The following is a 24508-nucleotide window of genomic DNA, read 5'->3' as shown; positions in this document are numbered from 1 at the left end:
CGCGGATTGGAAGTCAGGTTGACAGCGTTGTCAACGGACAGGCGCGCCGGACGCGAAAACAGTTTCCTCACGCGGCAAAACCCCGGGTTCGTGTTGCGTTGCAGCAGTCATCTGCGACGGGGGGCGGGCGGCGGCACCGCGCGGAGCGGATGCGCTTCGGTGGTGAGCACCGTGTGCGCGGGGTCGAGCGTCGCCGGATCGGCATAGAGCAGGTAGAAATACTTGAAGGTCTCGGCCAGCACGAAGCTTTCCATCTCGTCCTTCCGGGTCTTGGTGACCACGTCGGCGAGCGCCGCGAAGCCGGACCTGGTGCGCGTGTGACGCACGAAGTCGTCAAGCAGCGTGCGCCCCATGTCGCGCCAGGCCGGGTCACCGGTCAGGCGATACAGGTACCAGGCCGATTCCACGATTTCCGGCCGCAGCGGGTAGCCGGGCGACACGACGGTGCGGGCGCGGTAATCCCAGACTTCCGGTTCGATGCCATGGGCCTGCCACATCGAAAACGCCGAGTGCTGCAGGCGGGCGGCGCGGTCCACATCGCCGGAGACGGCGAGCAGCCCGGGGAAGAAGGCGTCGAGGGCGCCGAACCGCGACGCGATGCGCGCCCCGGTGGCCATGTCGACGTGTCCGTACCACAGCGCGCCGTCGACCTCGTCGGCGACATGGGTATTGAGCGCGGCGATGTGCGTGTCCCACATGGTCTTGCAGCGCGGCTCGGCGAACAGCTGCCAGCACTTCCACAGGTACTCGTAATAGGAGTCGATGCGCGCGCCGACGTGGGTGCGGGTCTGCGTCCACTGGCCGGTCTCGACATCGAAGCGTTCGCCGACCAGGCCGATCGGCGAACGCATCGCGTAGGTCGCCTCGAGCGCGCGCCAGGCCTTGTCCCAGTAGATCTGCTTGCCGGTCAGGCGGGCCAGCGTGCCGTACTCGAGCAGCAGCGTGCCGGACTCGGCCGGATTGCTGTCGGTGCCGCTGGTCGCGCCGGTGCGCAGGTTGACGGTGACGTAGGGCAGGCCGGTCGGCGAATCGAACGTGGGCAGCAGGCGCGTGCCGAGATCGTCGGCCAGCGCGAGCAGGCGCGCGTCGCCGGTCATCTGGTAACCCGACAACAGTCCACCGAGCAGGCGGATCACGATCTCGAAATGCTTGACGTCGAGGTCCTTGTCGAAGGACAGCTGCGTGGCGATCAGCTCACGCGCCGCATCGGCCTCGTCGGTCAGGCCCATGACCAGCAAGGTGTCGAGTGCATCGACCGGCGTCATCAGCAGCGACTCGGCGTACCAGTCGCTGCCGGTGTTCGACAGCGGCTTGAGTGCATCGCGGCCCCAGGCGTAGGTCTTGTAGCCGTTCCAGCCGTGCAGGAATTCCGCCTTGACGCGGGCGGCCATCGCCGCGTCCGCGCCGTTGGCGTCGAGGCGGCGTTGCGCCCCTGGCGCGACGTACACGACGGTCCGCGGGATGGCGGTCTGCGCGGCCGGCGCCGTCGACGCACAACCGGCGAACAGCGCAGTGCAGGCGGCGAATGCGATGGCGACGGACCGTCGGCGGAAGCGCGAGCGCGCAAGACTCATGTGTCGATGCTCCGGGTGTGGACGCCGCGCATCACCGCGAGCGCGTCGTGGCAGGCGCCCATGGTGTGGTAGTCGGTCTTGCCCGCGGGGCTCTTGAGGTCGTCGAGCTTGCGGTTGTGACGGTCGAGGATGCGGAACCACGCGCCGTGGGTGTGGTCGACGAAGTGCCGCCATGCGTACGCCCACAGGCGCAGGTAGTCGTCGCGATAGCGCGCGTCGCCGGTCGCATCGAACAGGCGCCAGGCGGCCGCGATCGCTTCGGCCTGCACCCAGAAATACTTGTCGTCGTCGCACCAGAACATCGGTGCGCGGGCGAGATCCGGTGGCGGCGCACCGGGCGCGGGCGAGGCGTCGCGCAGCGACTCCGGCGCGAAGCCGTAGACGATGCCGCCGTGCTCGGCATCCCCGCCGTGGGCGAGTGCGGTGTCGTAGAGGTGGCGCGCGGTGGGCAGCAGCCAGTCCGGCGCGGCGGCACCTAGGTGCGCGCGCAGCGACAGCAGCAGCTTCGCCCATTCGATCTGGTGCCCGGGCTGGAAACCCCACGGCCGGAACAGGTGATTGGGATCGTCGCGGTGGTAGTCCCAGTCGACCGACCAGTCCGCGTGCCAGTGCTCCCACACCAGGCCGCCCGACAACGCCGCCTGACGGCGCGTCATGTGGTCGGCCACCTGCAGCGCGCGTCGCAGATAGCGTGCATCGCCGCCGGCCTCGTGCGCGGCGATCAGCGCCTCGCACAGGTGCATGTTCGCGTTCTGCCCGCGATAGCCGCTGTAGCGCCACTGTGCATCGGCCTCGTCGCGGTACAGGCCCGCGTCCGCATCCCAGGCATGACGCTCGAGCAGATCCCAGGTCTCGTCCATCCACGCTCGCGTCGGCAGCCCGGCCTTGCACGCGCTCGCGCAGGCCAGCAGCACGAAGGCCAGGCCATAGCTGTGACGCGTGTCGTCTTCGATCGCGCCGTCCCGCAGCGTCCACGCGTAGCCACCGCGCCCGGGGTCGCGGTGGACCGTCTGCAGGAAGTGCAGGCCGTGCATCGCGGCATCCCGCCACGCGTCCGCCTGCGGCGCATCGGCGAACTCGATCGCGGCCATCGCATAGTCGTAGACGAAGCGGGTGCTGCTGACGAGATGGCGGTGGCCGCGGTCGTAGACGCTGCCGTCGTCGCGGAAATAGTGGAAGAAGCCGCCGTCGGGGTCGATCGCACGCGGGTGGTAGAACGCCATCGTGTCGGCGATGTGCGCGCGCAGCGTGGCCTCGGTCAAGAAGTCCGGTACGGGCGAGGCGGGCAGGTTCAACGGGCGGTCTCCAGCAGGGTGGCCAGCGCCGCCGCAGTCGGCATCGCCTCGAAGGCGCCGTGACGCGTGGTGGCGAGCGCACCGGCGGCGGCCGCATGACGCAGCAGGTCCTCGCGGGTCGCGTCATCCTCGAATGCGGCGGCGAGGCGCCCGCCGTCGATACCGCGCGCGACCAGGCAGTGCAGCAGGCCGGCCACGCATGCATCGCCGGCGGCGGTGGTGTCGATCGCCTCGACCTCGAACGTGCCAGCGGTCCCGGCGCGCCCGCGTGTCCACCAGCGCATCGGCGCGGCGCCGTCGGTGACCAGCACCGCCTGCGTCGCGCCGGCCAGCATGCGACGCACCGTGTCTGCCGGGTCGCCATCGGCGGTCAGGAATGCGAACTCCTCGGCGCTGAGCTTGACCAGCTGCGCTGCCGCCAGCGCCTGCCACAGCGTCGGCGTGGGATCCACGGCGCGCGGCCACAGCGCGGGCCGCAGGTTGAGATCCAGGCTCACCAGCGCGCCCGCCTGCGCCGCGCGCGTCATTGCCTCCAGCGTGGTCGCCGCGATCGCGGGCGCGGTCATGCTGTTCGAACACACGTGCAGCACGGCGACATCGTCGAAGGCGTTCTCGACGAAATCGCTGGACTGGAACAGCAGGTCCGCGGCCGGGGGCCGGTAGAAACTGAAGCTGCGTTCGCCGTCCTCGGCCAGCGCCACGAACGCCAGCGCGGTCGGCGCGTCGGCGGTCCGGCGCACCTGCGAGACATCCACGCCGCGGACGACGAGCGCGGCCTGCAGCGCATCACCGAACATGTCCTGCGCCAGCATGCCGATGAAGCGCGCCCGGCCGCCAAGCACCGCCACGCCGACCGCGACATTGGCCGGTGCGCCGCCCGGCTGCTCGACGAAGCGGCGCGTGCCGTCGTCGGCATGCTCGGCGCGGAAATCGATCAGCGCCTCGCCGAAGCAGGCGACGACGCCGCGTGCGCCGGCCGTTCTCAATGCATTGCACCCGGGCGCGGTGCCGGCACGTCGGCCGCGGTCAGCGCTGCGCCGCTCAGACGCGAGCCGCGCAGGCCGTACCAGATGATGTAGAGGTAGCAGACCAGCGGCACGAAGTAGGAATGCTGGATGCCGATGCCATCGGCGAAAGCCGCCTGCACCAGCGGGATGATCGCGCCGCCGACGATCGCCATGACCAGCAGGCTCGAGGCCTTGCTGGTCAGCGTGCCCAGGCGTTCGATCGCGGTGGTGAAGATGGTCGGGAACATGATCGAGTTGAACAGGCCGATCGCCAGCGCACTCCACATCGCGACCTGGCCGGTGGTGCTCATCGTGATGATCAGCAGCAGGCAGACCATGCCCGCGGCGAAGCCGAGCAGCTTGCGCGCGTCGATGCGCGTCATCAGCGCCGCGCCGATGAAGCGGCCCACCATCGCGCCGCCCCAGTAGAACGCCAGGAAGCGCGAGGCTGCCGCTTCGCTGAGGCCACCGATCGCGGGCTCGGCCATGTAATTGATCAGGAAGCTGCCGATCGCGACCTCCGCGCCGACGTAGCAGAAGATGCCCAGCACGCCCCAGCGCAGATGCGGCGTGCGCAGGGCTTCGAGGTAGGTGTGATGCACGGCCGGGCTGGCTTCGGTGGATTCGCGCAGCGACGGAATGCGCATCAGCAGCACGAACACCGCCACCAGCAGCAGGCCCCCGGACAACAGCAGATAGGGCATTTCGACCGAGCGTGCCTCGGCGGCGCGGTAGGCGATCTGTTCGGCCGCGCCCATCGCCGCGATCTCGTCGGCGCCGAGCACCGCGCCCACCAGGATCAGCGGACCGATCAGCAGCGGGAAGACCGTCGTGCCCAGCGAGTTCAACGCCTGCGCGAGGTTGAGGCGGCTGTGCGAGGTCTCCGGCCGGCCGAGCAGGCTGATGTACGGATTGGCCGCGACCTGCAGCAGCGTGATGCCGCTGGCCAGCACGAACAGCGCGGTCAGGAACACCGGATACGAGGGCAGGCGCGCGGCGGGATAGAACAGCGCCGCGCCGATCGCCGCGATCACCAGGCCGATGACGATGCCCGCCTTGTAGCCCACGCGCGCGACGACGGCGCCGGCCGGCATCGACATCAGGAAGTACGCGCCGAAGAACGTGAACTGGATCAGCAGCGTCTGCGTGTAGTTCATCGAGAACACGGCTTTGAGATGCGGGATCAGCACGTCGTTGAGACTGGTCAGCCCGCCCCAGGTGAAGAAGATCAGGCTGACCACCGCGATCGCGGCGGGATTGGACATCGTGCGGCTGGACGGATTCATGCGGCGCTACCTCGGGCCCGGGCGGGCGGTTGGGCGGGGGTGTCGGACGCGGCGGCCGTGCTGGCACGGACCTGCAGCGCCACGGGGGCGGTGGTGGAGTGGGGCGGTTCGGGCAATTCGCCGCGCAGCCGCGCAAGCACCAGGCGCGCAGCCTGCAGGCCGCGAGCGCGTGGGTCGGTGGCGACGGTGGTCAACGGCGGCGAGGCGAAGGCGGCTTCGGCGATGTCGTCGAAGCCGGTGACCGAGAAATCATGTCCGGCGCGGCGCCCGCAGCCAGCGAGGCCGGCGATCAGGCCCAGCGCGACGGCGTCGTTGTAGCAGACCGCCGCGGTCGGCGCGGGGTCGCGCGCGAACAGCGCCGGCGTCTGGCGTGCGGCTTCGAGGCGCGTGGGGGCGCATTCGATCAGCCAGGCGGGGTCGGGCGCGATGCCGGCATCCGCCAGGGCCGCGCGATAGCCGGCGCGACGTTCGCCGCAGGAACTCGACTCGCGATGGCCGCCGAAGAACGCGATCGCGCGATGCCCCTGCGCCAGCAGATGCTCCGTGGCCAGGCGTGCGCCGGCGTGGTTGTCGAGCGCCAGGTAGTCCCAGTCGCCGGCGCCGCCGTCGTCGAGCGTGCGGTTGAACAGCAGCACCGGCAGGCGCGGTCCGCAGATCCGGCGCAGCCGTGCGGCGCTGCTGTGTTCGGCCGGCGAGAGGATCAGGGCGGCGGGACCGTGCTCGACCAGGGACGCCAGGACCGCCTGCTGGCGTTCGACCGATTCGCCGGTGCTGCCGAGCAGCAGCACGTGACCGGCTTCGGCCAGCGCGGCGTCCACGCCGGCGGCGAACTCGGCGAAGAACGGATTGGCCAGATCGTTGACCACCAGGGCCACCGCGTTCGACGTCCCGCCATGGCGCAGGCTGGCCGCGCCGCGGTGGTAGACGTAGCCCTGCCGCGCCAGTTCGGCGCGCACCCGGGCGCGGGTGTCGGGATGCACCTGCGGGTTGTCGCGCAGCACCATCGAGACCGTCGCCTTGGACAGTCCGCAGGCGGCCGCGATGTCGGCCAGGGTCACGCGTCGGGTCGAGGACATGCCAGAAAATTGAACCGGTTCAGACGCGCGCATGGTGACCAGTGCGGCCGCCCACGGCATCCTGCGGCGCAACATGCAGGACCAGCGCGCGGGTGCTAGCGTCGCGGCAATTGAACCGGTCCAATCGAGGATGTGATGGCGAAGCTGGGGACGGCGATGGCGCGGGCGGTGTTCGCGATGGGCGCGCTGCTGGGTACGGGCACGGCGTCGGCCGAGGCGCGCGAGGTCGATGTGGGGGAGAGCGCCTATGCCTCGGTGGATCCTTTCATCGGCACCGGCGGCGAGGGCCACACCTACCCCGGCGCGACGGTGCCCTTCGGCATGGTCCAGCTGAGCCCCGACACGCGCATCCAGCCGCGCGCGCAGGCCTACGACTGGGCGGCCGGCTACCGCTACGACGACAGCAGCATTGTCGGCTTTTCGCACACGCATTTCTCCGGCACCGGCCATTCCGATCTCGGCGACGTGCTGCTGATGCCGGTTACCGGCCCCGAGCAGCTCGAGCGCGGTGATCCCGAGGTGCCCGGCAGCGGTTACGCCTCGCGCTTCCGCCACGACGACGAGATCGCCCGGCCCGGCTACTACGCCGTCACCCTCGACGATTCGAAGGTGCGCGCCGAACTCACCGCGAGCGCGCGCGCCGGCGTGCACCGCTACACCTTTCCCGAGGGCGCCGATGCGCGCGTGCTGCTCGACCTGCGCACGTCGATGTACGACTACCCCGGCAAGATCCTGTGGTCGCGGCTGCGGCGCATGCCCGACGGCACGATCACGGGTTTTCGCGAGACCCGCGGCTGGGCGCCGGGCCGGCAGCTGTACTTCGCGATGCGCTTCTCGCGCCCGCTGACCGGACACGCCTTCCACAACACCGAGACCGACATCGCCTACAAGGGCTTCGCGCCGCCTGGCGACCGCAGCCCGGGCGAACGCGCGCAGATCGAAGGCCGGCAACTCGTCGGCACCTTCGACTTCGGCAAGCTCGATGCGCCGCTCGTGGTCAAGGTCGCGATCTCCCCGGTCGACGAGGCCGGCGCGATCGCCAATCTCGACGCCGAGGTGCCGGACTTCGATTTCGACCGCGTGCGCAGCGCAGCCAAGGCCGAATGGACCGAGGCGTTGTCGGTGCTCGACATCGACGCGCCCGAGCCGGACCGCCGCAGCGCCTACACCGCGCTGTACCACACGCTGCTCGGCCCCACGCTCTTCATGGATGTCGACGGTCGCTACCGCGGGCCGGACCAGGCCGTGCACACGGCCGAGGGCTTCGCCCACTACTCGACGTTCTCGCTGTGGGACACCTATCGCGCGCTGCATCCGCTGCTGACGCTCGTGCAGCCTTCGAGTCGCAACGCCGACTTCGTCGACTCGCTGCTCGCGCACCGGCAGCGCAGTCCCTACGGGATCCTGCCGGTGTGGTCGTTCCACGGGCAGGAGACGTGGACGATGATCGGTTACCACGCCGTGCCGGTGATCGCGGACGCCTACCTCAAGGGCATTCGCGGCTTCGATGCCGAGGCCGCGCTCGACGCGATGGTCGCCAGTGCGTCCTACGGCCCCTACGACGGGCTGCGCGAGTACATGGAACTGGGCTGGGTGCCGATCGACGAGGAAGGCGAGGCGGCGTCGAAGACGCTCGAATACGCCTACGGCGACTGGACGATCGCGCGCATGGCGCAGGCGATGGGCCGCGCCGACATCGCGCAGCGGTTCGACACGCGGGCCGCGAACTGGCGCAACGCCTTCGATCCGGGCACCGGTTTCATGCGCGCGAAGAACCGCGACGGCAGTTTCCGCACGCCGTTCGATCCGACCGCCAGCGGCTACGGCACCGACTACACCGAGGGCAACGCCTGGCAGTACTCGTGGTACGTGCCGCACGACGTCGCCGGCCTGGCCGCCGCCCACGGCGGCGCCGACGCGCTGCTGGGCAAGCTCGATCAGGCCTTCGAGGCCGAGGTCGACCCGTCGGTCTTCGAGCACATGGAGGACATCACCGGCCTGATCGGCTGGTACGCCCACGGCAACGAACCCAGCCACCACGTCGCGTATCTCTATGCCTACGCCGGCCAGCCCTGGCGCACGCAGGCGCGGCTGAAGACGATCATGGAGACGCAGTACGCCGACGGGCCCGATGGCCTCGCCGGCAACGACGATCTGGGCCAGATGTCGGCCTGGTATCTGTTCACCGCGCTCGGGTTCTACCCGGTCGCGCCGGGCAGCGGCGAGTACGTGATCGGCCGGCCGTTCCTGCCGCGGGCCACGCTGCGGCTGCAGAACGGCAAGCAGTTCACCGTCATCGCCGACGGGCTCGATCAGGGCCACGGCTACATCGGCAGCGCCACGCTCAACGGCAAACCGCTGGACCGCGCCTTCCTGCGTCACGCCGAGATCCTCGCCGGCGGCGAACTGCGCTTCACGATGCAGGCCACGCCGTCGCGGACATGGCCGGGCCTGGACGCCGAGGCGCCGTACTCGATGACACCGGCCGCCGCCGCGCGCTGAGTGCGCACGGCAGTCCACCGGTGAGCGGGCGGCGCGGCACCTGCCGCGTCCGCCGTTCGCGCCAGGCGCGTCGACGACATCCCTGACCCTCCCAGATCCGGACGCGACACCGGACGGCACCGCGGACTGGGTTGTACCGAGTGGCTGACAACGCTGTCAATTCGAAGGCGCCGCGGTCTGGTGCATGGCCCGCCCGGACGCGGCCATCGTCGCGCCATCTGCAGAATTGCGCTGCAGCGCAGCATCCGGTGCGCGTCCATAGGGCCTGTGGCGTGAATGCGGCGCCCGCTGGACGCCTGTGCGCGATTGGCAAAGTCATGGCCGGTCGCTACGCTCCGCGCACCGCTTTCCGGCCCTAGTCCCCCATGTCGATCCAGCCCGCCGCGCCGACGCGCATGACGCCGCTCACCTACATCATCTTCGGCTCACGCTGGCTGCAGCTGCCGCTGTACCTGGGCCTGATCGTCGCCCAGTGCGTCTACGTATTCCTGTTCCTCAAGGAACTGACCCATCTGGTGACCGACGCCAACAGCCTGACCGAGCAGGGCATCATGCTGCTGGTCCTGGGCCTGATCGACGTAGTCATGATCTCCAATCTGCTGGTGATGGTGATCGTCGGCGGCTACGAGACGTTCGTGTCGCGCCTCGGCCTGCAGGGCCATCCCGACCAGCCGGAATGGCTGAGCCACGTCAACGCGAGCGTGCTCAAGGTCAAGCTGGCGATGGCGATCATCGGCATCTCGTCGATCCATCTGCTCAAGACCTTCATCGCCGCCGGCGAGGTGGGGCTGCCGGTCTGCGGCTCGGCCGATTTCATCACCGCCGCCACCGCGCATGCGCAGGCGCTCGCCGCGGGGCTGTCACTGGCGGCGCCGGCCTGTACCAAGGTCACCCAGGCGGGCGTGATGTGGCAGACGATCATCCACGGCGGCTTCATCCTGTCCGCGATCGGCATCGCCTACACCGACCGCCTGATGACCAACAGCACCACCAAGCGCGAGCACGCCGCGCACTGAACCGGGCGTCACGCCGGCCATCTGTGGCAGCATCGATGATGCCGTGACAGGGGTGAGTCGGGCCGGTGATGCAGCGCGATCATAGGAAGGACAGACAGGACCGGTCGTTTGGCGCGCGCGCGCGCCGTCGACGCAATCGCGCACTGCTCGTCGGCGGCCTGCTCGTCGCCAGCGTCTGCGCCGCGGCCGCGGTGGTCGCCTGGAACGACCTGCGCGTGCGGCAGGACGCGGGCGAGCGCTACGTGCGCGAGATGTCCGCCGGCCTGGCCCGCAATCTGGAACTGAGCCTGGCGAACCTGGAGCGCGCCTTCACCGGGATCGGCGCGGATCTGGTCGCGATCCGGCAGCGCGCCCCGGACGCCGCGGAGACGCTCACCGACGAAGCCGTCCGCGGGGTGCTGTCGCGGCACGCGGAGCTGCAGGATCTCGCCCTCGTGGATACGCGTCCGGCGTTCGCCACCGCCACGGGGCAGGCCGGCGTGCGGCTGCAGGCCGGCAGCCCGCAGCCGGCGTCCGATCGCGACGGCTGGGTGCTGCCGCTCGCCCTCGCGCTGCCCGGCGCGCCGGATGCGCCGCCGCGCTGGCTGGTCGGCCACCTCCGGGTGGAATCGCTGCACGCGCTGCTGCGCGAACTCGACCTGGGCCGGAACGGGACGGCGAGCTTCGTCCATCGCGACGGACGCGTCATCACCCGCGCCGACGCGCTGGACCGCTATGCGGGCACGGACATCGGGCAGTCGGCGCTGTTCACCGAGGGCCTGCGCGTCGCCGACGCCGGGCTGCTGGACGCACGCAGCGATCTCGACCGCACGCGGCGCCTGACCGGATTCCACGCGCTTCCGCACTACCCCCTGATCGCCACGGTCGGGGTCGGGCGCGACGATCTGCTCGCCGGCTGGTGGGCGTTCGTGTCCGCGCTGGCGACCGGTGCATTCCTCCTCCTCCTGGCTTGGCTCTTCGGCGTGCGGATGCTGGTGGTCGGCGGGCGCCGGGAACAGGCCCTGAGCGCCGACATCGCGCGCTCCGAAGGCACGATCACCGACCTGACCGCGCGCATGCGCGATGCCGAGGCGCAGTACCAGTACCTCTACGAACTGCACCCGTTGCCCGCGTTCGTCTACGACCGCGATTCGCTGCGCGTGCTCGCCGTCAACGATGCGGCCATCGCCGAATACGGATACACCCGCGAGGCGTTTCTCCAGCTGGCCGCCGACGCGATCGCCGTCGGCATGGACGGCGACGGGATCCGCGGCGAGATCGCCCGCGCGCCCGCGCCGCACGTGGGGCGCCGCTTCCGTCACCGGCGCCGCGACGGCAGCACGTTCGCCGCGATGATGTACGCGAGCAGCCTGTATTTCCTCGGGCGTCCGGCACGCCTGGTCCTGATCGTGGACATCAGCGACGGCGAACGCGCGGAGGCCGAGCGCGCCCGCACCGAAGCGCGTTTCCAGATGGTGGCGCGCGCCACCAGCGACGCGATCTGGGACTGGGACCTGACCACCGGCAGCCTGTGGTGGAACGAGGGCTTCACCACGCAGTACGGCTGGGACTGGCGCGTGCATGCGGCGACGATCGACCAGTGGTCGGCGCTGCTGCATCCCGACGACGAGGCGCGCGTGGCGGGCGAGCTCGACGCCGCGGTGGCGGACGGTGCCACGGAATGGCGTGCGCAGTACCGGCTGCGGCGTGCCGAGGGCGACTACGCCTGGGTCGAGGACCGCGGCATGATTCTCCGCGATGCGGACGGCGTGGCGGTGCGCGCGGTCGGCGGCATGCTCGACGTCACCCGCCGCCGGCGTGACGAGGCGGACCTGCGGCTGTTGCGGCGCGCGGTGGAGGCGACCGAAAACGGCATCCTGATCGCGGACGCGCGCGCGCCCGACCAGCCGGTCGTCTACGTCAATCCCGCGTTCTCGCGTATCACCGGCTACGCGGCCGACGAGACCGTCGGCCGCAACTGCCGGTTCCTGCAGGGCGAGGAACGCGACCAGCCCGCTCGCGTGGCGATCCGCGACGCGATCACGCAGGCCCGCGAGGTCCGCGTGCAACTCCGCAACTACCGGCGCGACGGCACGCCGTTCTGGAACGAACTGCGCATGGCGCCCGTCCGCGACCAGGAGGGTGAGCTCACGCACTTCGTCGGCATCCTCAACAACATCACCGAACGCCGCCGCGCGGAGGAAGCGCTCGCGCACCGCGCCACCCACGACGAACTCACCGGCCTGCCCAACCGCGAGCTGGTGATGGAGCGGCTCGCGGACGCCGTTTCCCGCGCGGATGCGGCCGACGGCTGCGTCGGGCTGGTCTTCGTCGATCTCGACGACTTCAAGCTGATCAACGACAGCCTCGGCCACGCCAGCGGCGACGAGGTCCTGCGGACCGTCGGCCGGCGCCTGCTCGGTGCAGTGCGGCCGGGCGACACCGTCGGCCGGTTCGGCGGCGACGAGTTCGTGATCGTGATGCACGCCGCCGACCGCGACGCGATCGCGCGCGCGACCGAAGGCGTCTTCGCGGCACTGTCGCAGCCGATGGAGATCGGCGCCGCGTCGCTGCAGATCACCCCCAGCATCGGCTACTGCCGTCACCCGGAGGACGGCGACGATCCCGCCCTGTTGCTGCGCCACGCGGACCAGGCCATGTACCAGGCCAAGCAACAGGGCCGGAACTGCGTCGTGGCCTACCGCGAGGAATTCGGCCTGCAGGCCACCCAGCGCCTGGCCCTGGTGTCGCAGCTGCGCGACGCGTTGCAGGCCGACCAGTTCGCACTCGTCTTCCAGCTGCAGTTCGACCAGCAGCGTCGACCGGTGGGCATGGAAGCGCTGTTGCGCTGGCGCCATCCCGAGCGGGGCCTGCTGGCGCCGGACGCGTTCATCGGGATCTGCGAAGACAGCGGACTGATCGTGCCGATCGGGCGCTGGGTGCTGCGCGAAGCCGCGCGCCATCACCAGATCCTCGCCGCGCACGGCTGGGGACACCTGCGGCTCGCGGTCAACGTCTCGGCCGCGCAGTTCCAGCAGGGACTGGTCGACGACGTGCTGTCGGTACTGCAGGCGTTCCAGCTGCCGGACGGCATCCTCGAGCTCGAGCTGACCGAAAGCGTGGTCATGGCGAGTCCCGACCACGTGATCCGCGACATGGCCAGGCTGCGCGACGCCGGGGTCTGCATCGCGATCGACGACTTCGGCACCGGCTATTCCAGCCTCGCGTATCTCAAGCGCCTGCCGCTGCACCGGGTGAAGCTGGACCGCTCCTTCGTGCAGGATCTCGGCCGCGATCCCGACGACGAGGCGATCTGCGACGCGATCATCCGCATGGCCCAGCGCCTGGGCCTGTGCACCACGGCCGAGGGCGTGGAGACGGAGCAGCAGTGGCACTGGCTGGCCACGCACGGCTGCGAGGAACTGCAGGGGTACCTGTTCGCGCGGCCGGCGCCGTTCGAGGACGTGCTGGCGTGGCTGGAGGGGCCGGGCGCGGCCTGATCCGTCGCAGGAGCGGCGACGGCGACCGCGTAGAATGCCGCGATGGATGTGTCACACCTGATCGACGGCCTCAACGCCGCACAGCGCCAGGCGGTTTCCGCGCCCGATGCCCACTACCTCGTGCTGGCCGGCGCCGGCAGCGGCAAGACCCGCGTGCTCACCCACCGGATCGCATGGCTGAACGAGGTCGTCGGCGTGCCCGCGCACGGCATCTTCGCCGTCACCTTCACCAACAAGGCCGCCGCCGAGATGCGCCACCGCGTCGATGCGCAGCTGCGCAGTGGCGCGCGCGGCATGTGGATCGGCACCTTCCACGGCCTCGCGCACCGGCTGCTGCGTCTGCACTGGCAGGACGCGAAGCTGCCCGAGAGCTTCCAGATCCTCGACAGCGACGACCAGCTGCGCCTGGTCAAGCGTGTGGTCCAGCAGCTCGAACTCGACGATGCGCGGTTTCCGCCGCGGCAGATCGCCTGGTGGATCAACGCCCAGAAGGACGAGGGGCGTCGTCCGCAGCACATCCAGGACGGCGCCGACGAGTGGTCGGACGTCATGCGCAAGGCCTATGCGCTCTACCAGGAGCGTTGCGACCGCGCGGGGCTGGTCGACTTCGCCGAGATCCTGCTGCGCGCGCACGAACTGCTGCGCGACACGCCGGCGCTGCTCGCGCATTACCGCCAGCGCTTCGGCCACCTGCTGGTCGACGAATTCCAGGACACCAACGCGATCCAGTACGCCTTCGTGCGTGTGCTGGCCGGCGACACCGGCAAGGTGTTCATCGTCGGCGATGACGACCAGGCGATCTACGGCTGGCGTGGCGCGCAGGTCGAGAACGTGCAGCGCTTCCTGCGCGACTATCCGGGCGCGGAGACCATCCGCCTCGAACAGAATTACCGCTCGAGTGCCAACATCCTCGGCGCCGCCAACGCGGTGATCGCGCACAACCCCGAACGCCTCGGCAAGCAGCTGTGGACCGACAGCGGCGAGGGCGATCCGATCGATCTGTATTCCGCCTACAACGAGATCGACGAAGCGCGCTACGTCGTCGAGCGCGCGCTGCAGTGGGTTCGAGATGGCGGCTCGCACGGCGACATCGCGATCCTCTATCGCAGCAATGCGCAGTCGCGCGCGATGGAAGAACAGCTCGTCGCCGAGCAGGTGCCGTATCGCGTCTACGGCGGCGTGCGCTTCTTCGAACGCGCCGAGATCAAGGACACGCTGGCCTATCTGCGTCTGGTCGCCAACCGCGACGACGATGCGGCGTTCGAACGTGCGGTCAACACGCCGCCGCGCGGCATCGGCGAGCGCACGCTCGATGAAGTGCGCCAGCAGGCGCGCGCGCAGGGCATTCCATTGTGGGAGGCGGCGATCCGCAGCGCGCACGGCAATGTGCTCGCGGGGCGTGCGCGCAATGCGCTGGCCGGCTTTGCGCAGCTGATCGACCAGTTGTCCGTCGAGCTGGCCGAGCTGTCGCTCAAGGACAAGATCGACCACGTGCTGGCGCGCTCGAACCTGCGCGTGCATTACGCCAACGAATCGAAGGGCAGCGCGGATTCGCGCGTCGAGAATCTCGACGAACTGGTGTCGGTGGCCTCGCGCTTCGTGCGCGGCGACGACGAGGAAAGCGCACAGCTCAGCGAGATGGTCGCCTTCCTCGCCTACGCCTCGCTGGAAGCCGGCGAGAGCCAGGCCCAGGCCGGCGAGGACGGCGTGCAGCTGATGACGCTGCACAGCGCCAAGGGTCTGGAGTTCCCGCTGGTGTTCCTGGTCGGTCTGGAGGAAGGGCTGTTCCCGAGCGCGCGCACCGCCGAAGAGAGCGGGCGGCTCGAGGAGGAGCGCCGGCTGGCCTATGTGGGCATCACCCGCGCGCGGCAGAAGCTGGTGCTGACCTATGCCGAAGCGCGGCGCCTGCACGGACAGGACATGTTCGGGGTGCCGTCGCGCTTCCTGCGCGAGATTCCGCCGGCGCTGCTGCACGAGGTCCGCCCGAAGGCGCAGGCCGCGCGTGCCGCGTTCCCGCAGCGCCAGCGTGACCTCGGCCACGCGAGCCTCGCGCCCTCGGTCGGCGTGCGGCTGGGACAGAACGTGAGCCACGTGAAATTCGGCACCGGTACCGTGACCGACATCGAAGGCGATGGCGCGCACGCGCGCGTGCAGGTCAACTTCGACGATGCCGGCAGCAAGTGGCTGGTGCTGGCCTACGCCAATCTGCAGCCGGCCTGAGGAGGCCGGCCGCGCATCGGCGGCGCGGGGTCAGGCCGACGGCGGATCCGGGCGCCGGGTACGCGAGACCGCCTTCACGATGCCCAGGCCCAGCAGCACGATCACGCCGACCGCGATCCACTGCGGCGCGAGGCCGGCGAGGTGGGCGCCGTAGGCGAGCCCACCGATGAGGACGAACATGCCCACGAGGTAGATGGAGAACGAAGACATCGGCAGCTCCGGTCGGAAAAGACGGCCGGATGCTAGCCGGCGGGCTGTGAGGATCATCCGCATTCAGCTGAACCGCCCACCGCAGGTCGGACGCGTCAGTCGCGGATCTCGAATCCCGGGTTCTCGTCGAGGCCGCCATCGCCGTCGACCACGATCCAGCGGCTGCCGGCCTTTTCGAACAATACCGGCACCGGATCGCGGAACAGGGGCCGGCGGACGAATCGCAGGGTCCAGCCGAACTGCTCGAGGGTGGCGATCGCGCGGGCCTGGGCGGGCGTGAGTCCGGCACGCAGGGCAGCGGCGTCCGGATGGTCGGGCTTGCGGCGGTCGGTGGGATGCATCGGGCTCCTCGGCGGACTGGCGACCGTCCTTCCTCGTGTCGCGTGCGCGCAGATCGTACGTGAATGCGTCGGGCAGACCAAACCGGGACCGCGGACCATGACCTTCCGGCCACGCCGGCCGCCTCGCGGGCGCGTACGCTGGGCGGCCTCCGGCCGCGCTGCGGCCGCCTCGACTGGAGATTCCATGGCGTCCGCCACGTCCTTGCCCGTTCCGTCCCGCGCGCGGCTCGCCGCGTCCATCGGCGGCCTGTTCGCCCTGTCACTGGGGTCTGCCGCATGCGCCGCCGAAGGCATGTGGACGCTCGACAACCTGCCCAAGGCCGCCCTGCAGTCGCAGTACCGGTTCGCGCCCGATCAGGCCTGGGTCGATCACGCGATGCAGTCGTCGGTGCGCCTCGCCGGCGGCTGTTCGGGGTCGTTCGTCTCGCCCGACGGGCTGGTGCTGACCAACGCGCACTGCGTGGTCGGCTGCGTGCAGGGGCTGTCCTCGCCGCAGCGCGACCTGCAGAACGACGGCTTCGTCGCCGATGCGCGCGGCGAGGAGCTGCAGTGCCCGGCCGAGGAACTCAACGTGTTGCGCGAGATCACCGACGTCAGCACTCGTCTCGCCAGCGCCGCCGAAGGCAAGCAGGGCCAGGCCTACGTGGAGGCGCGCAATGCCGAGAAGAGCCGCATCGAATCGGAATGCGTCGGCGACGACGAGGCGAAGACACGCTGCGACGTCGTCGAGCTCTACAACGGCGGCCAGCAGCACCTCTACCGCTATCACCGCTATTCCGACGTGCGCCTGGTGTTCACGCCCGAATATTCGGTCGGCTTCTTCGGCGGCGACCCCGACAATTTCAACTTCCCGCGCTACAACCTCGACGCCGCCTTGCTGCGCGCCTACGAGGACGGCAAACCGGCGAACGTCGAACACCACTTCACGCTCGAGCCCAAGGGCGCGGACGCCGGCGAGCTGGTCATGGTCACCGGCCATCCGGGTCGCACCCAGCGCCAGCTCACCGTCGCCCAGCTGGAAACCGTGCGGGACGTCAGCCTGATCAACACCCTGCTGTGGCTGGCCGAACGGCGTGCGATGCTAGGCCAGTACGGCCGCACCGGCGACGAGGCCACGCGCCAGGCGCAGTCGGATCTCACGTTCACCGACAACAGCTACAAGGTGGTGCGCGGCCAGCTGCAGGCGCTGCTGGACCCGCAGGTGTTCGCCGGCAAGCGTGCCGAGGAAGCGCGTCTGCGCGACGGCGTGGACGCGGCGCCCTGGAACGCGGTGGAAGCGGCCCAGGTCACGGCGCGTCAGCTCGCCGTGCCCTACATGCTGCTCGAGCAGGGCCGCGGCTTCGACTCGCGCCTGTTCGGCATCGCCCGCACCCTGGTGCGTGGCGGCGCGGAGCGCGCGAAGCCCAACGATGCGCGCCTGCCCGAATACCAGGAGGCCGGCCAGGGCCGTCTGCGCCAGACGCTGCTGAGCTCGGCGCCGGTGTATCCGGAGTTCGAGATCGCCAAGCTGACCTGGTCGCTTACCAAGTTCCGCGAACTGCTGGGCACCGACGATCCGCTGGTGAAGTCCATCCTCGGCACGCAGTCGCCGGCGCAGCTCGCCAAGGCACTCGTCGAAGGCTCGACGCTCGCCGACGTCGCCGAACGCGAGCGTCTGTGGAACGGCGGTGCCGCGGCGGTGGATGCGTCCGACGATCCCTTCATCCGTCTGGCCCGCGCCGTCGATGCGTCGGCACGTGCGGTGCGTCAGCGGCAGGAATCGGAAGTCGCGTCGATCGAATCGCGCGCCGCCACGCAGATCGCCAAGGTGCGCTTCGACAAGCTGGGCACCACGGTGTATCCGGATGCGACGTTCACCCTGCGCCTGTCCTACGGCGATGTCGCCGGCTGGGAGGAGAACGGCAAGGCGATCGAGCCGTTCACGACGATGGGTGGCGTGTTCGCGCGCAATACCGGCGCCGAGCCGTACGCATTGCCGAAGCGCTGGCTGGATGCGCAGGGCCGTATCGCACAGGACACGCGCTTCAATTTCGTCAGCACCAACGACATCATCGGCGGCAATTCCGGCAGCCCGGTGATCAACCGCGATGCGCAGGTCATCGGCCTCGCGTTCGACGGCAACATCCACTCGCTGGGCGGCAACTTCTGGTACGACCCGAAGCTCAACCGCACGGTGTCGGTGCACAGCGCGGCGATCATCGAATCGCTGAAGTCGGTCTACGGCGCAGATGCGCTGGTAGGCGAGCTGCTGCAGAAGTAGGCACGACGTGCGGAAGCGGCACACGGACGGCGTCCCGGTTTCGGGGCGCCGTTTGCATCTGCGCCGTCCGCAGTCAACTCAGTGCGACGACGCGTCCGTCCGCGGCGCTGTCTATGCCGGCCTGCAGCACGCGCATCACGTCGAGCGCTTCGTCGATCGTGACCGGCGGCGGCGCACCGTCGCCGATCGCAGCGCGGATGCCCGCATAGAAGGCGCGGTAATCGCCGGCAGGCGTCGGTGACGGCGCGTCGTGCAGCGTGCCGTCGGCGTCCACGCGCAGCAGCTGTCCGGGCGCGGGATCGACGCCCCAGTCCGGCCCACCCGGCGCCGCGCCTGCGCGCAATGCCGCTTCCTGCGGATCCATCCCGCGCTTGCGCCAGCTGCCGCCGGTGCCGTGCACGGCGAACCGCAAGCCGGCATCGGGGACCAGTGCGCCGGCATGCAGCACGAACCGCAGTCGCGGGTAGCGCAGCACGACATGGAAGAAATCGTCGACCTCGGCGCCGGTGCGCTGGATCGCGATATCGGCCTGCACCGCGTCCGGCATGCCGAACAGCTGCAGCGCCTGATCGACCAGATGCGGGCCGAGATCCAGCCACAGCCCAGCGCCGGGACCCGCGCGTTCGCGCCAGCGGTCGGGCACGGCGGGGCGGAACCGGTCGAAGTGCGAATGCACCTCGGCGATGTCGCCGAGCGTCCCGGCGTCGATCAGCGCGCGCAGCGCGAGGAAGTCGGCGTCCCATCGGCGGTTGTGGAAAACCGCCAGCAGCCGATCGCTCGCCTGCGCTGCCGCGGCGACGCGCCGGGCCTCAGCCAGATCGATCGCGAACGGCTTGTCGACGACCACATGGCGGCCTGCCTGCAACGCCGCGATCGCCAGCGGCGCGTGGGTGACGTTGGGCGATGCGATGACGACGAGATCGATCGCCGGATCTTCGAATGCTGCCTGTGGGTCGGCCAGCACGCGCGCACCGGGCAGGTCTGCATGGACCTTGCCGGCATCGCTGGACACCACCGTGTGCAGCGCCAGCCCCGGCGTCGCTTCGATCAGCGGCGCATGGAAGACGCGGCCTGCGAGGCCGTAGCCGACCAGCGCGACCTGCAGCGCCTCGCCCATGGACTTACCAGCCGAACAGCTTGAAATAGGTCTGCGGCACGTCGTCGCGGTCGCCGTCGATGCTGCCGTCGCCGTTGCGGTCGTACAGGAAATACGCCGGGCCGCGCGACGGCACCACCTGCACGGCGCGCAGCTGGCCACCGATGCGGTACTCGGTGATCTGGTCGCCGTTGGACTCGGTGCGTGTCACCTGCTCGGCATCGGCGGGAACGCCGTCCGGCATACCCGTGCCGCCGGTAGTCGCGCAGGCGGACAGGCCCAGCAGGGCGGTGGCGAGCAGGGCGGTGCGGAACCTGTGCATGGGGAACTCCGGCGCGGACCAAGGACGGCCAGTATGCGTGGCCGGGGATCGCGCCGGGGTGACGCGTCTCACGGGCTGCGTGGGGCGCGGCGGTAGAATCGACGCCATGAAACGCCTCATCCTGATCGACGGGTCTTCGTACCTGTATCGCGCGTTCCACGCGCTGCCGCCGCTGGCCAATGCCGACGGTGAACCCACCGGCGCGCTGTTCGGCATCGTCAACATGCTGCGCGCGACGCTGAAGGAAGCGCCGGACTTCGCGGCGTTCGTCGTCGATGCGCCCGGCAGGACCTTCCGCGACGATCTCTACGACCAGTACAAGGCCAATCGCCCGCCGATGCCCGACGAGCTGCGGGCGCAGGTCGAGCCGATGTGCACGATCGTCGAGGCCCTGGGCTTTCCGATCCTGCGCGTTTCCGGCGTCGAGGCAGACGATGTCATCGGCACGCTGGCGCTGCAGGCGGCCGACGCCGGTATCGAGGTGACGATCTCCACCGGTGACAAGGATTTCGCCCAGCTGGTGCGTCCGCGCGTGACCCTGGTCAACACGATGAGCGGCAGCCGCATGGACAGCGACGACACCGTGCGCGAGAAGTTCGGCGTCCGCGCCGACCAGATCGTCGACCTGCTCGCGCTGATGGGCGACAGCATCGACAACATTCCGGGTGTGCCGAAGTGCGGGCCCAAGACCGCGGCGAAGTGGCTCACCGAGTACGAATCGCTCGACGGCGTGATCGCGAATGCGGGCAACATTAAGGGCAAGATCGGCGAGAACCTGCGTGAGGCGCTGCACCAGCTGCCGCTGAGCCGCGATCTCGCGACGATCAAGACCGATGTCGCGCTCGACGGCGGGCCGGAGACGCTGATCCTGCGGCCGCGCGCTGTCGACGCCCTGCGAGTCCTTTACGCGCGCTATGGCTTCGGCCAGGCGCTGAAGGATCTCGACGCGGCCGGCGACACGGGCGCGGCGTCTGCAGCCGCGGCTGCGATGCCCGCGCCACCGTCGACGCTCGATCCCGCGCTGTCGGTGCCGGGCGAGTACGAGACGGTGATGACGCGCGAACAGCTCGATGACTGGGTCGCGCGTCTGCAGGCTGCCGATGAGTTCGCGTTCGATACCGAAACCGATGCGCTGGATGCGATGCGTTCGGGCCTGGTCGGCCTGAGCTTCGCGATCGAGCCCGGCCGCGCCGCGTACATCCCCGTCGGCCACGACTATCCCGGCGCACCGGCGCAGCTCGATCGCGCGCGGGTGCTCGATGCGCTGCGCGGCGTGCTGGAAGACCCGGCGAAGCGCAAGCTCGGCCAGCACGGCAAGTACGACATCCATGTATTGCGCCGGCACGGCGTCGACGTGCGCGGGTATGCGGACGACACGCTGCTGGAAAGCTTCGTGCTCGACGCGGGCATCGCCCGGCACGATCTCGACTCGCTGGCCAAGCGGCATCTGGGGATGGACACGATCAAGTTCGAGGACGTGGCCGGCAAGGGTGTCAAGCAGATCTCGTTCTCGCAGGTCGCCATCGACGATGCGTCGAAGTACGCCGCCGAAGATGCCGATATCACCCTGCGGCTCCACAGGGTCATGAAGCCGCGGATCGAGGCCGATGCGGGCCTCGCGCGCGTCTACGCTGATATCGAGATGCCGCTGGTGCCGGTGCTCGCGCGCATCGAAGCCAATGGCGTACGCGTCGATGCCGACGAACTGCGCCGGCAGAGCGCGGACCTGTCCAAGCGCATGCTCGCCGCGCAGCAGAAGGCGACCGAACTCGCCGGCCGCACCTTCAATCTCGATTCGCCGAAACAGCTGGGGGCATTGCTGTTCGACGAGCTGAAGCTGCCGGCCGTGGTGAAGACGCCCAAGGGCCAGCCAAGCACCAACGAGGAGGCGCTGGAGGCGATCGCCGACCAGCACGAGCTGCCGCGGGTGATTCTCGAGTACCGCGGTCTCGCGAAGCTGCGCAGCACCTATACCGACAAGCTGCCGGAGATGATCAACCCCGACACCGGCCGGGTGCACACCAGCTACCACCAGGCAGGCGCGGCGACGGGCCGGCTGTCATCGAGCGATCCGAACCTGCAGAACATTCCGATCCGCACCGACGATGGCCGTCGCATCCGCCGCGCGTTCGTCGCGCCGCCGGGCCGCAAGCTGATCGCCTGCGACTACTCGCAGATCGAGCTGCGGATCATGGCCCACCTGTCCGAGGACCCGGGCCTGGTGCGCGCCTTCGAATCCGGTGTCGACATCCACCGCGCGACCGCGGCCGAGGTGTTCGGCCGTCCGCTGGAAGAGGTGACCGGCAACGAGCGCCGCGCGGCGAAGGCGATCAACTTCGGCCTGATGTACGGCATGAGCGCGTTCGGCCTGGCCCGGAATCTCGGCATCGGCCGTGGCGAGGCGCAGGACTACATCGCGCTGTACTTCTCGCGGTATCCGGGCGTGCGCGACTTCATGGACCGCACCCGGCTGCAGGCGCGCGAGACCGGCTACGTCGAAACCGTGTTCGGGCGCAGGCTCACGCTGGACTTCATCCAGAAGGGCAATCCCGCGCAGCGCGCCGGCGCCGAGCGCGCCGCGATCAACGCCCCGATGCAGGGCACCGCGGCCGACATCATCAAGCGGGCGATGATCACGATCGACGACTGGATCGCCGCGCATGCGGACCGGGCGAAGATGATCCTGCAGGTGCACGACGAACTGGTGTTCGAAGCGGACCTGGATTTCGTCGACACGCTGCTGGCGGAAGTCGTGACCCGGATGACCGGGGCAGGTGCATTGCGCGTTCCGCTGGTGGTCGACAGCGGCATCGGCGACAACTGGGACGAGGCGCATTGATACCGGTTCGCAGCGGGAAATGTGCCGCATTTGGCGGTGCCGGCATCTGCGGCGGACACGAGTAAATGCGGCCTGAATCCAACAGAAAATTAACCATAATCTTCACGATTCATCCATCCGCGGAATGGTCTTATGTCCCTCGACAGATGCAAGGTCTGTCGCCAGATCGCTTCCTTCCCCTGGAGTGATCGACCGGAACCATCAGGCGTCTCCCCGCGCCCGGTTCCCCGAGCCCCGTAGGCCCCCCCTGCCTGCGGGGCTTTTTTATGTCCGCGATTTGCAGCCGCCGTATGTATGGGTTGCAGGCGCGCCGGTGGCGCGTGCTGCGTCGGGATCCAGCCTGTCGGAAGCAGCTGCCTCAGAACGGGGCGGCGGCTGCGATCTCGAGCCGTGTACCGGTCGCGGGGTGATCGAATGCAAGGGTTTCGGCATGCAGCAGCAGGCGCGGCGCGCAGGCCGCGACGCGAGGCGGCGCGTACAGGGCATCGCCGAGGATCGGATGGCCGATCGCCTGCAGATGCACGCGCAACTGGTGCGTGCGCCCGGTCTCGGGGACCAGCGCCAGTCGGGCATATGGCCTGCCGTCCCCGGATTGCCCGCGGGACAGCACCTGCCAACCGGTCAAGGCGGGCTTGCCGCCGGCATGATCGACGTGCTGTTTCGGCCGGTTCGGCCAGTCGGCCTGCAGCGGCAGGTCCACCGTGCCGGCATCGGCACTGGGCCAGCCGTCGACAAGCGCGATGTAGCGCTTGTCGATCCTGCGGTCGGCGAAGCAGGCGTTGAGCCTGCGCTGCATCTCGAGGCCCCGGGCCAGCAGGATGACGCCGGAGGTCGCCTGGTCGAGCCGGTGCACCACGCGCGCATCGGGCCATCGCGCCTGGACACGGCTCGCGAGGCAGTCCTGCTTGTCCGCGCCGCGGCCGGGCACGGACAGCAGCCCGCTGGGCTTGTCGAAGGCCAGCAGGTGATCGTCGGCATGCAGCACCTGCAGGGCCTGCGGCGCGATGTCCGCTCCGGTGGCGTCGTCGGACGCGCGCACAGACTCAGGCCAGCTCGGCGAGCCAGTCGCGCGGACGCAGGTAGTCGGCCAGGCGGGCCTCGTCGCTGCCCGCGCCGGGCTGGAAGCCGTACTCCCAGCGCACGCGCGGCGGCAGGCTCATCAGGATCGACTCGGCGCGGCCGCCCGACTGCAGGCCGAACAGCGTGCCGCGGTCGTAGACCAGGTTGAACTCGACGTAGCGCCCGCGGCGATACAGCTGGAATTCGCGCTCGGCCTCACCATGCGGCGCGTGCTTGCGACGTTCGACGATCGGCAGGTAGGCATCGAGAAAACCGTCGCCAACCGCGCGCATGTAGGCGAAGTCGCGGTCGAAATCGCCGTGCAGATCGTCGAAGAACAGGCCGCCGACGCCGCGCGTCTCGTTGCGATGCTTGAGGAAGAAGTAGTCGTCGCACCACTTTTTGTGCGCCTCATAGCGCGCCTGCCCGCCGAAGGGTTCGCACAGATCGCGCGCGGTGCGGTGCCAGTGCAGCACGTCTTCGTCGACCGGGTAGAACGGGGTCAGATCGAAACCGCCGCCGAACCACCAGGCCACGGTTTCGCCGTCGCGCACGGCGCGGAAGTGGCGCACGTTGGCGTGCGTGGTCGGCAGATGCGGATTGTGCGGATGGAACACCAGCGACACGCCGCAGGCGCGCCACGAGGCGCCTGCGAGTTCGGGCCGGTTGGCGCTGGCCGACGGCGGCAGCGCCGTGCCGGAGACATCGGAGAAGCCGATGCCGGCCTGCTCGAACACCGCGCCGTCGCGCAGCACGCGGGTGCGTCCGCCGCCGCCTTCGGGGCGTTGCCACCGGTCTTCGACGAAACGGGCGCGGCCGTCCGCGCCTTCGATCGCATGGCAGATCCGGTCCTGCAGGCCGGTCAGATAGTCGCGGACGGTGTCGAAATCGTTCATGGCCCGCATTGTAGGCGGCGCCCGTGTGGC

The 24508-nt window shown here is 69.8% G+C and carries 17 protein-coding genes; 6 read left to right on the top strand and 11 right to left on the bottom strand.

The window, feature by feature from the left end:
* Positions 1–107 precede the first annotated feature (107 nt).
* From CURTO8I2_RS09670 to CURTO8I2_RS09650, 5 genes are read right to left on the bottom strand one after another with little or no spacing between them, the layout of a single operon-like run.
* Entirely contained in the window at positions 108–1574 is a 1467-nt protein-coding gene (locus CURTO8I2_RS09670; protein ID WP_236551057.1) for a glycoside hydrolase family 47 protein, read from the bottom strand.
* Positions 1571–2869, bottom strand: a complete 1299-nt coding sequence (locus CURTO8I2_RS09665; RefSeq protein WP_236551056.1) for an AGE family epimerase/isomerase — start codon at positions 2867–2869, stop codon at positions 1571–1573. Before CURTO8I2_RS09665 ends, CURTO8I2_RS09670 begins: the two co-directional genes overlap by 4 nt.
* Positions 2866–3855 carry a carbohydrate kinase gene (locus CURTO8I2_RS09660; protein ID WP_236551055.1) on the bottom strand — a complete coding sequence of 330 codons (990 nt, stop codon included), beginning with the start codon at positions 3853–3855 and terminating at the stop codon, positions 2866–2868. Before CURTO8I2_RS09660 ends, CURTO8I2_RS09665 begins: the two co-directional genes overlap by 4 nt.
* On the bottom strand, positions 3852–5162 hold the full coding sequence (locus tag CURTO8I2_RS09655) for a sugar MFS transporter (protein WP_159680727.1): 1311 nt from the start codon (positions 5160–5162) through the stop codon (positions 3852–3854). Before CURTO8I2_RS09655 ends, CURTO8I2_RS09660 begins: the two co-directional genes overlap by 4 nt.
* Positions 5159–6238: a LacI family DNA-binding transcriptional regulator gene (locus CURTO8I2_RS09650; RefSeq protein ID WP_159680725.1), complete on the bottom strand. Its 1080-nt coding sequence runs from the start codon at positions 6236–6238 to the stop codon at positions 5159–5161. The genes CURTO8I2_RS09655 and CURTO8I2_RS09650 overlap by 4 nt, the downstream gene beginning before the upstream one ends.
* A gap of 135 nt (positions 6239–6373) precedes the next feature.
* On the opposite strand from CURTO8I2_RS09650, the gene CURTO8I2_RS09645 reads away from it, so the two are divergent.
* The 4 genes from CURTO8I2_RS09645 (at position 6374) to uvrD (ending at position 15455) form a co-directional block, all read left to right on the top strand.
* The gene (locus tag CURTO8I2_RS09645) at positions 6374–8740 is read left to right on the top strand and encodes a GH92 family glycosyl hydrolase (RefSeq protein WP_236551054.1); all 2367 of its coding nucleotides are present in this window, start codon (positions 6374–6376) and stop codon (positions 8738–8740) included.
* Between the two features lie 365 nt (positions 8741–9105).
* Positions 9106–9756 carry a TIGR00645 family protein gene (locus CURTO8I2_RS09640; RefSeq protein WP_201295498.1) on the top strand — a complete coding sequence of 217 codons (651 nt, stop codon included), beginning with the start codon at positions 9106–9108 and terminating at the stop codon, positions 9754–9756.
* A gap of 68 nt (positions 9757–9824) precedes the next feature.
* On the top strand, positions 9825–13235 hold the full coding sequence (locus CURTO8I2_RS09635; protein ID WP_159680724.1) for an EAL domain-containing protein: 3411 nt from the start codon (positions 9825–9827) through the stop codon (positions 13233–13235).
* 42 nt (positions 13236–13277) lie between these two features.
* Entirely contained in the window at positions 13278–15455 is a 2178-nt protein-coding gene (gene uvrD / locus CURTO8I2_RS09630) for a DNA helicase II (RefSeq protein ID WP_159680722.1), read from the top strand.
* 30 nt (positions 15456–15485) lie between these two features.
* On the opposite strand, the gene CURTO8I2_RS09625 is transcribed toward uvrD, so the two are convergent.
* Both CURTO8I2_RS09625 and CURTO8I2_RS09620 read right to left on the bottom strand, forming a co-directional pair.
* Positions 15486–15665, bottom strand: a complete 180-nt coding sequence (locus CURTO8I2_RS09625) for a hypothetical protein (RefSeq protein WP_159680720.1) — start codon at positions 15663–15665, stop codon at positions 15486–15488.
* A 95-nt stretch (positions 15666–15760) separates the two neighbouring features.
* A complete protein-coding gene (locus CURTO8I2_RS09620; protein WP_159680718.1) occupies positions 15761–16006 on the bottom strand; it encodes a hypothetical protein in 246 nt (81 codons plus the stop codon).
* 184 nt (positions 16007–16190) lie between these two features.
* Between CURTO8I2_RS09620 and CURTO8I2_RS09615 the strand changes: the two genes are divergently transcribed.
* Positions 16191–18266 (top strand): S46 family peptidase, encoded by a 2076-nt coding sequence (locus CURTO8I2_RS09615; protein WP_159680716.1) that lies wholly within the window; start codon positions 16191–16193, stop codon positions 18264–18266.
* Positions 18267–18339: 73 nt separating this feature from the next.
* On the opposite strand, the gene CURTO8I2_RS09610 is transcribed toward CURTO8I2_RS09615, so the two are convergent.
* The gene (locus CURTO8I2_RS09610) at positions 18340–19383 is read right to left on the bottom strand and encodes an oxidoreductase (RefSeq protein WP_159680714.1); all 1044 of its coding nucleotides are present in this window, start codon (positions 19381–19383) and stop codon (positions 18340–18342) included.
* 4 nt (positions 19384–19387) lie between these two features.
* Positions 19388–19684 (bottom strand): DUF2782 domain-containing protein, encoded by a 297-nt coding sequence (locus tag CURTO8I2_RS09605; protein ID WP_159680712.1) that lies wholly within the window; start codon positions 19682–19684, stop codon positions 19388–19390.
* Positions 19685–19790: 106 nt separating this feature from the next.
* On the opposite strand from CURTO8I2_RS09605, the gene polA reads away from it, so the two are divergent.
* Positions 19791–22523, top strand: coding sequence for a DNA polymerase I (gene polA / locus CURTO8I2_RS09600; RefSeq protein ID WP_159680710.1), 2733 nt, complete (start codon positions 19791–19793; stop codon positions 22521–22523).
* A 358-nt stretch (positions 22524–22881) separates the two neighbouring features.
* Here the strand turns inward: polA and CURTO8I2_RS09595 are convergent, their stop codons facing one another.
* Both CURTO8I2_RS09595 and hemF read right to left on the bottom strand, forming a co-directional pair.
* Positions 22882–23562, bottom strand: coding sequence for an RluA family pseudouridine synthase (locus CURTO8I2_RS09595; RefSeq protein WP_236551053.1), 681 nt, complete (start codon positions 23560–23562; stop codon positions 22882–22884).
* A 4-nt stretch (positions 23563–23566) separates the two neighbouring features.
* Positions 23567–24478 carry an oxygen-dependent coproporphyrinogen oxidase gene (gene hemF, locus CURTO8I2_RS09590; RefSeq protein WP_159680708.1) on the bottom strand — a complete coding sequence of 304 codons (912 nt, stop codon included), beginning with the start codon at positions 24476–24478 and terminating at the stop codon, positions 23567–23569.
* Positions 24479–24508 lie beyond the last annotated feature (30 nt).

The sequence above is a fragment of the Luteimonas sp. 9C genome (genome assembly GCF_902506295.1).
Taxonomy (GTDB): Bacteria; Pseudomonadota; Gammaproteobacteria; order Xanthomonadales; family Xanthomonadaceae; genus Luteimonas.
Note: the sequence above shows the minus strand (reverse complement) of the source record. Positions and strands in the feature narration are given on the sequence as shown.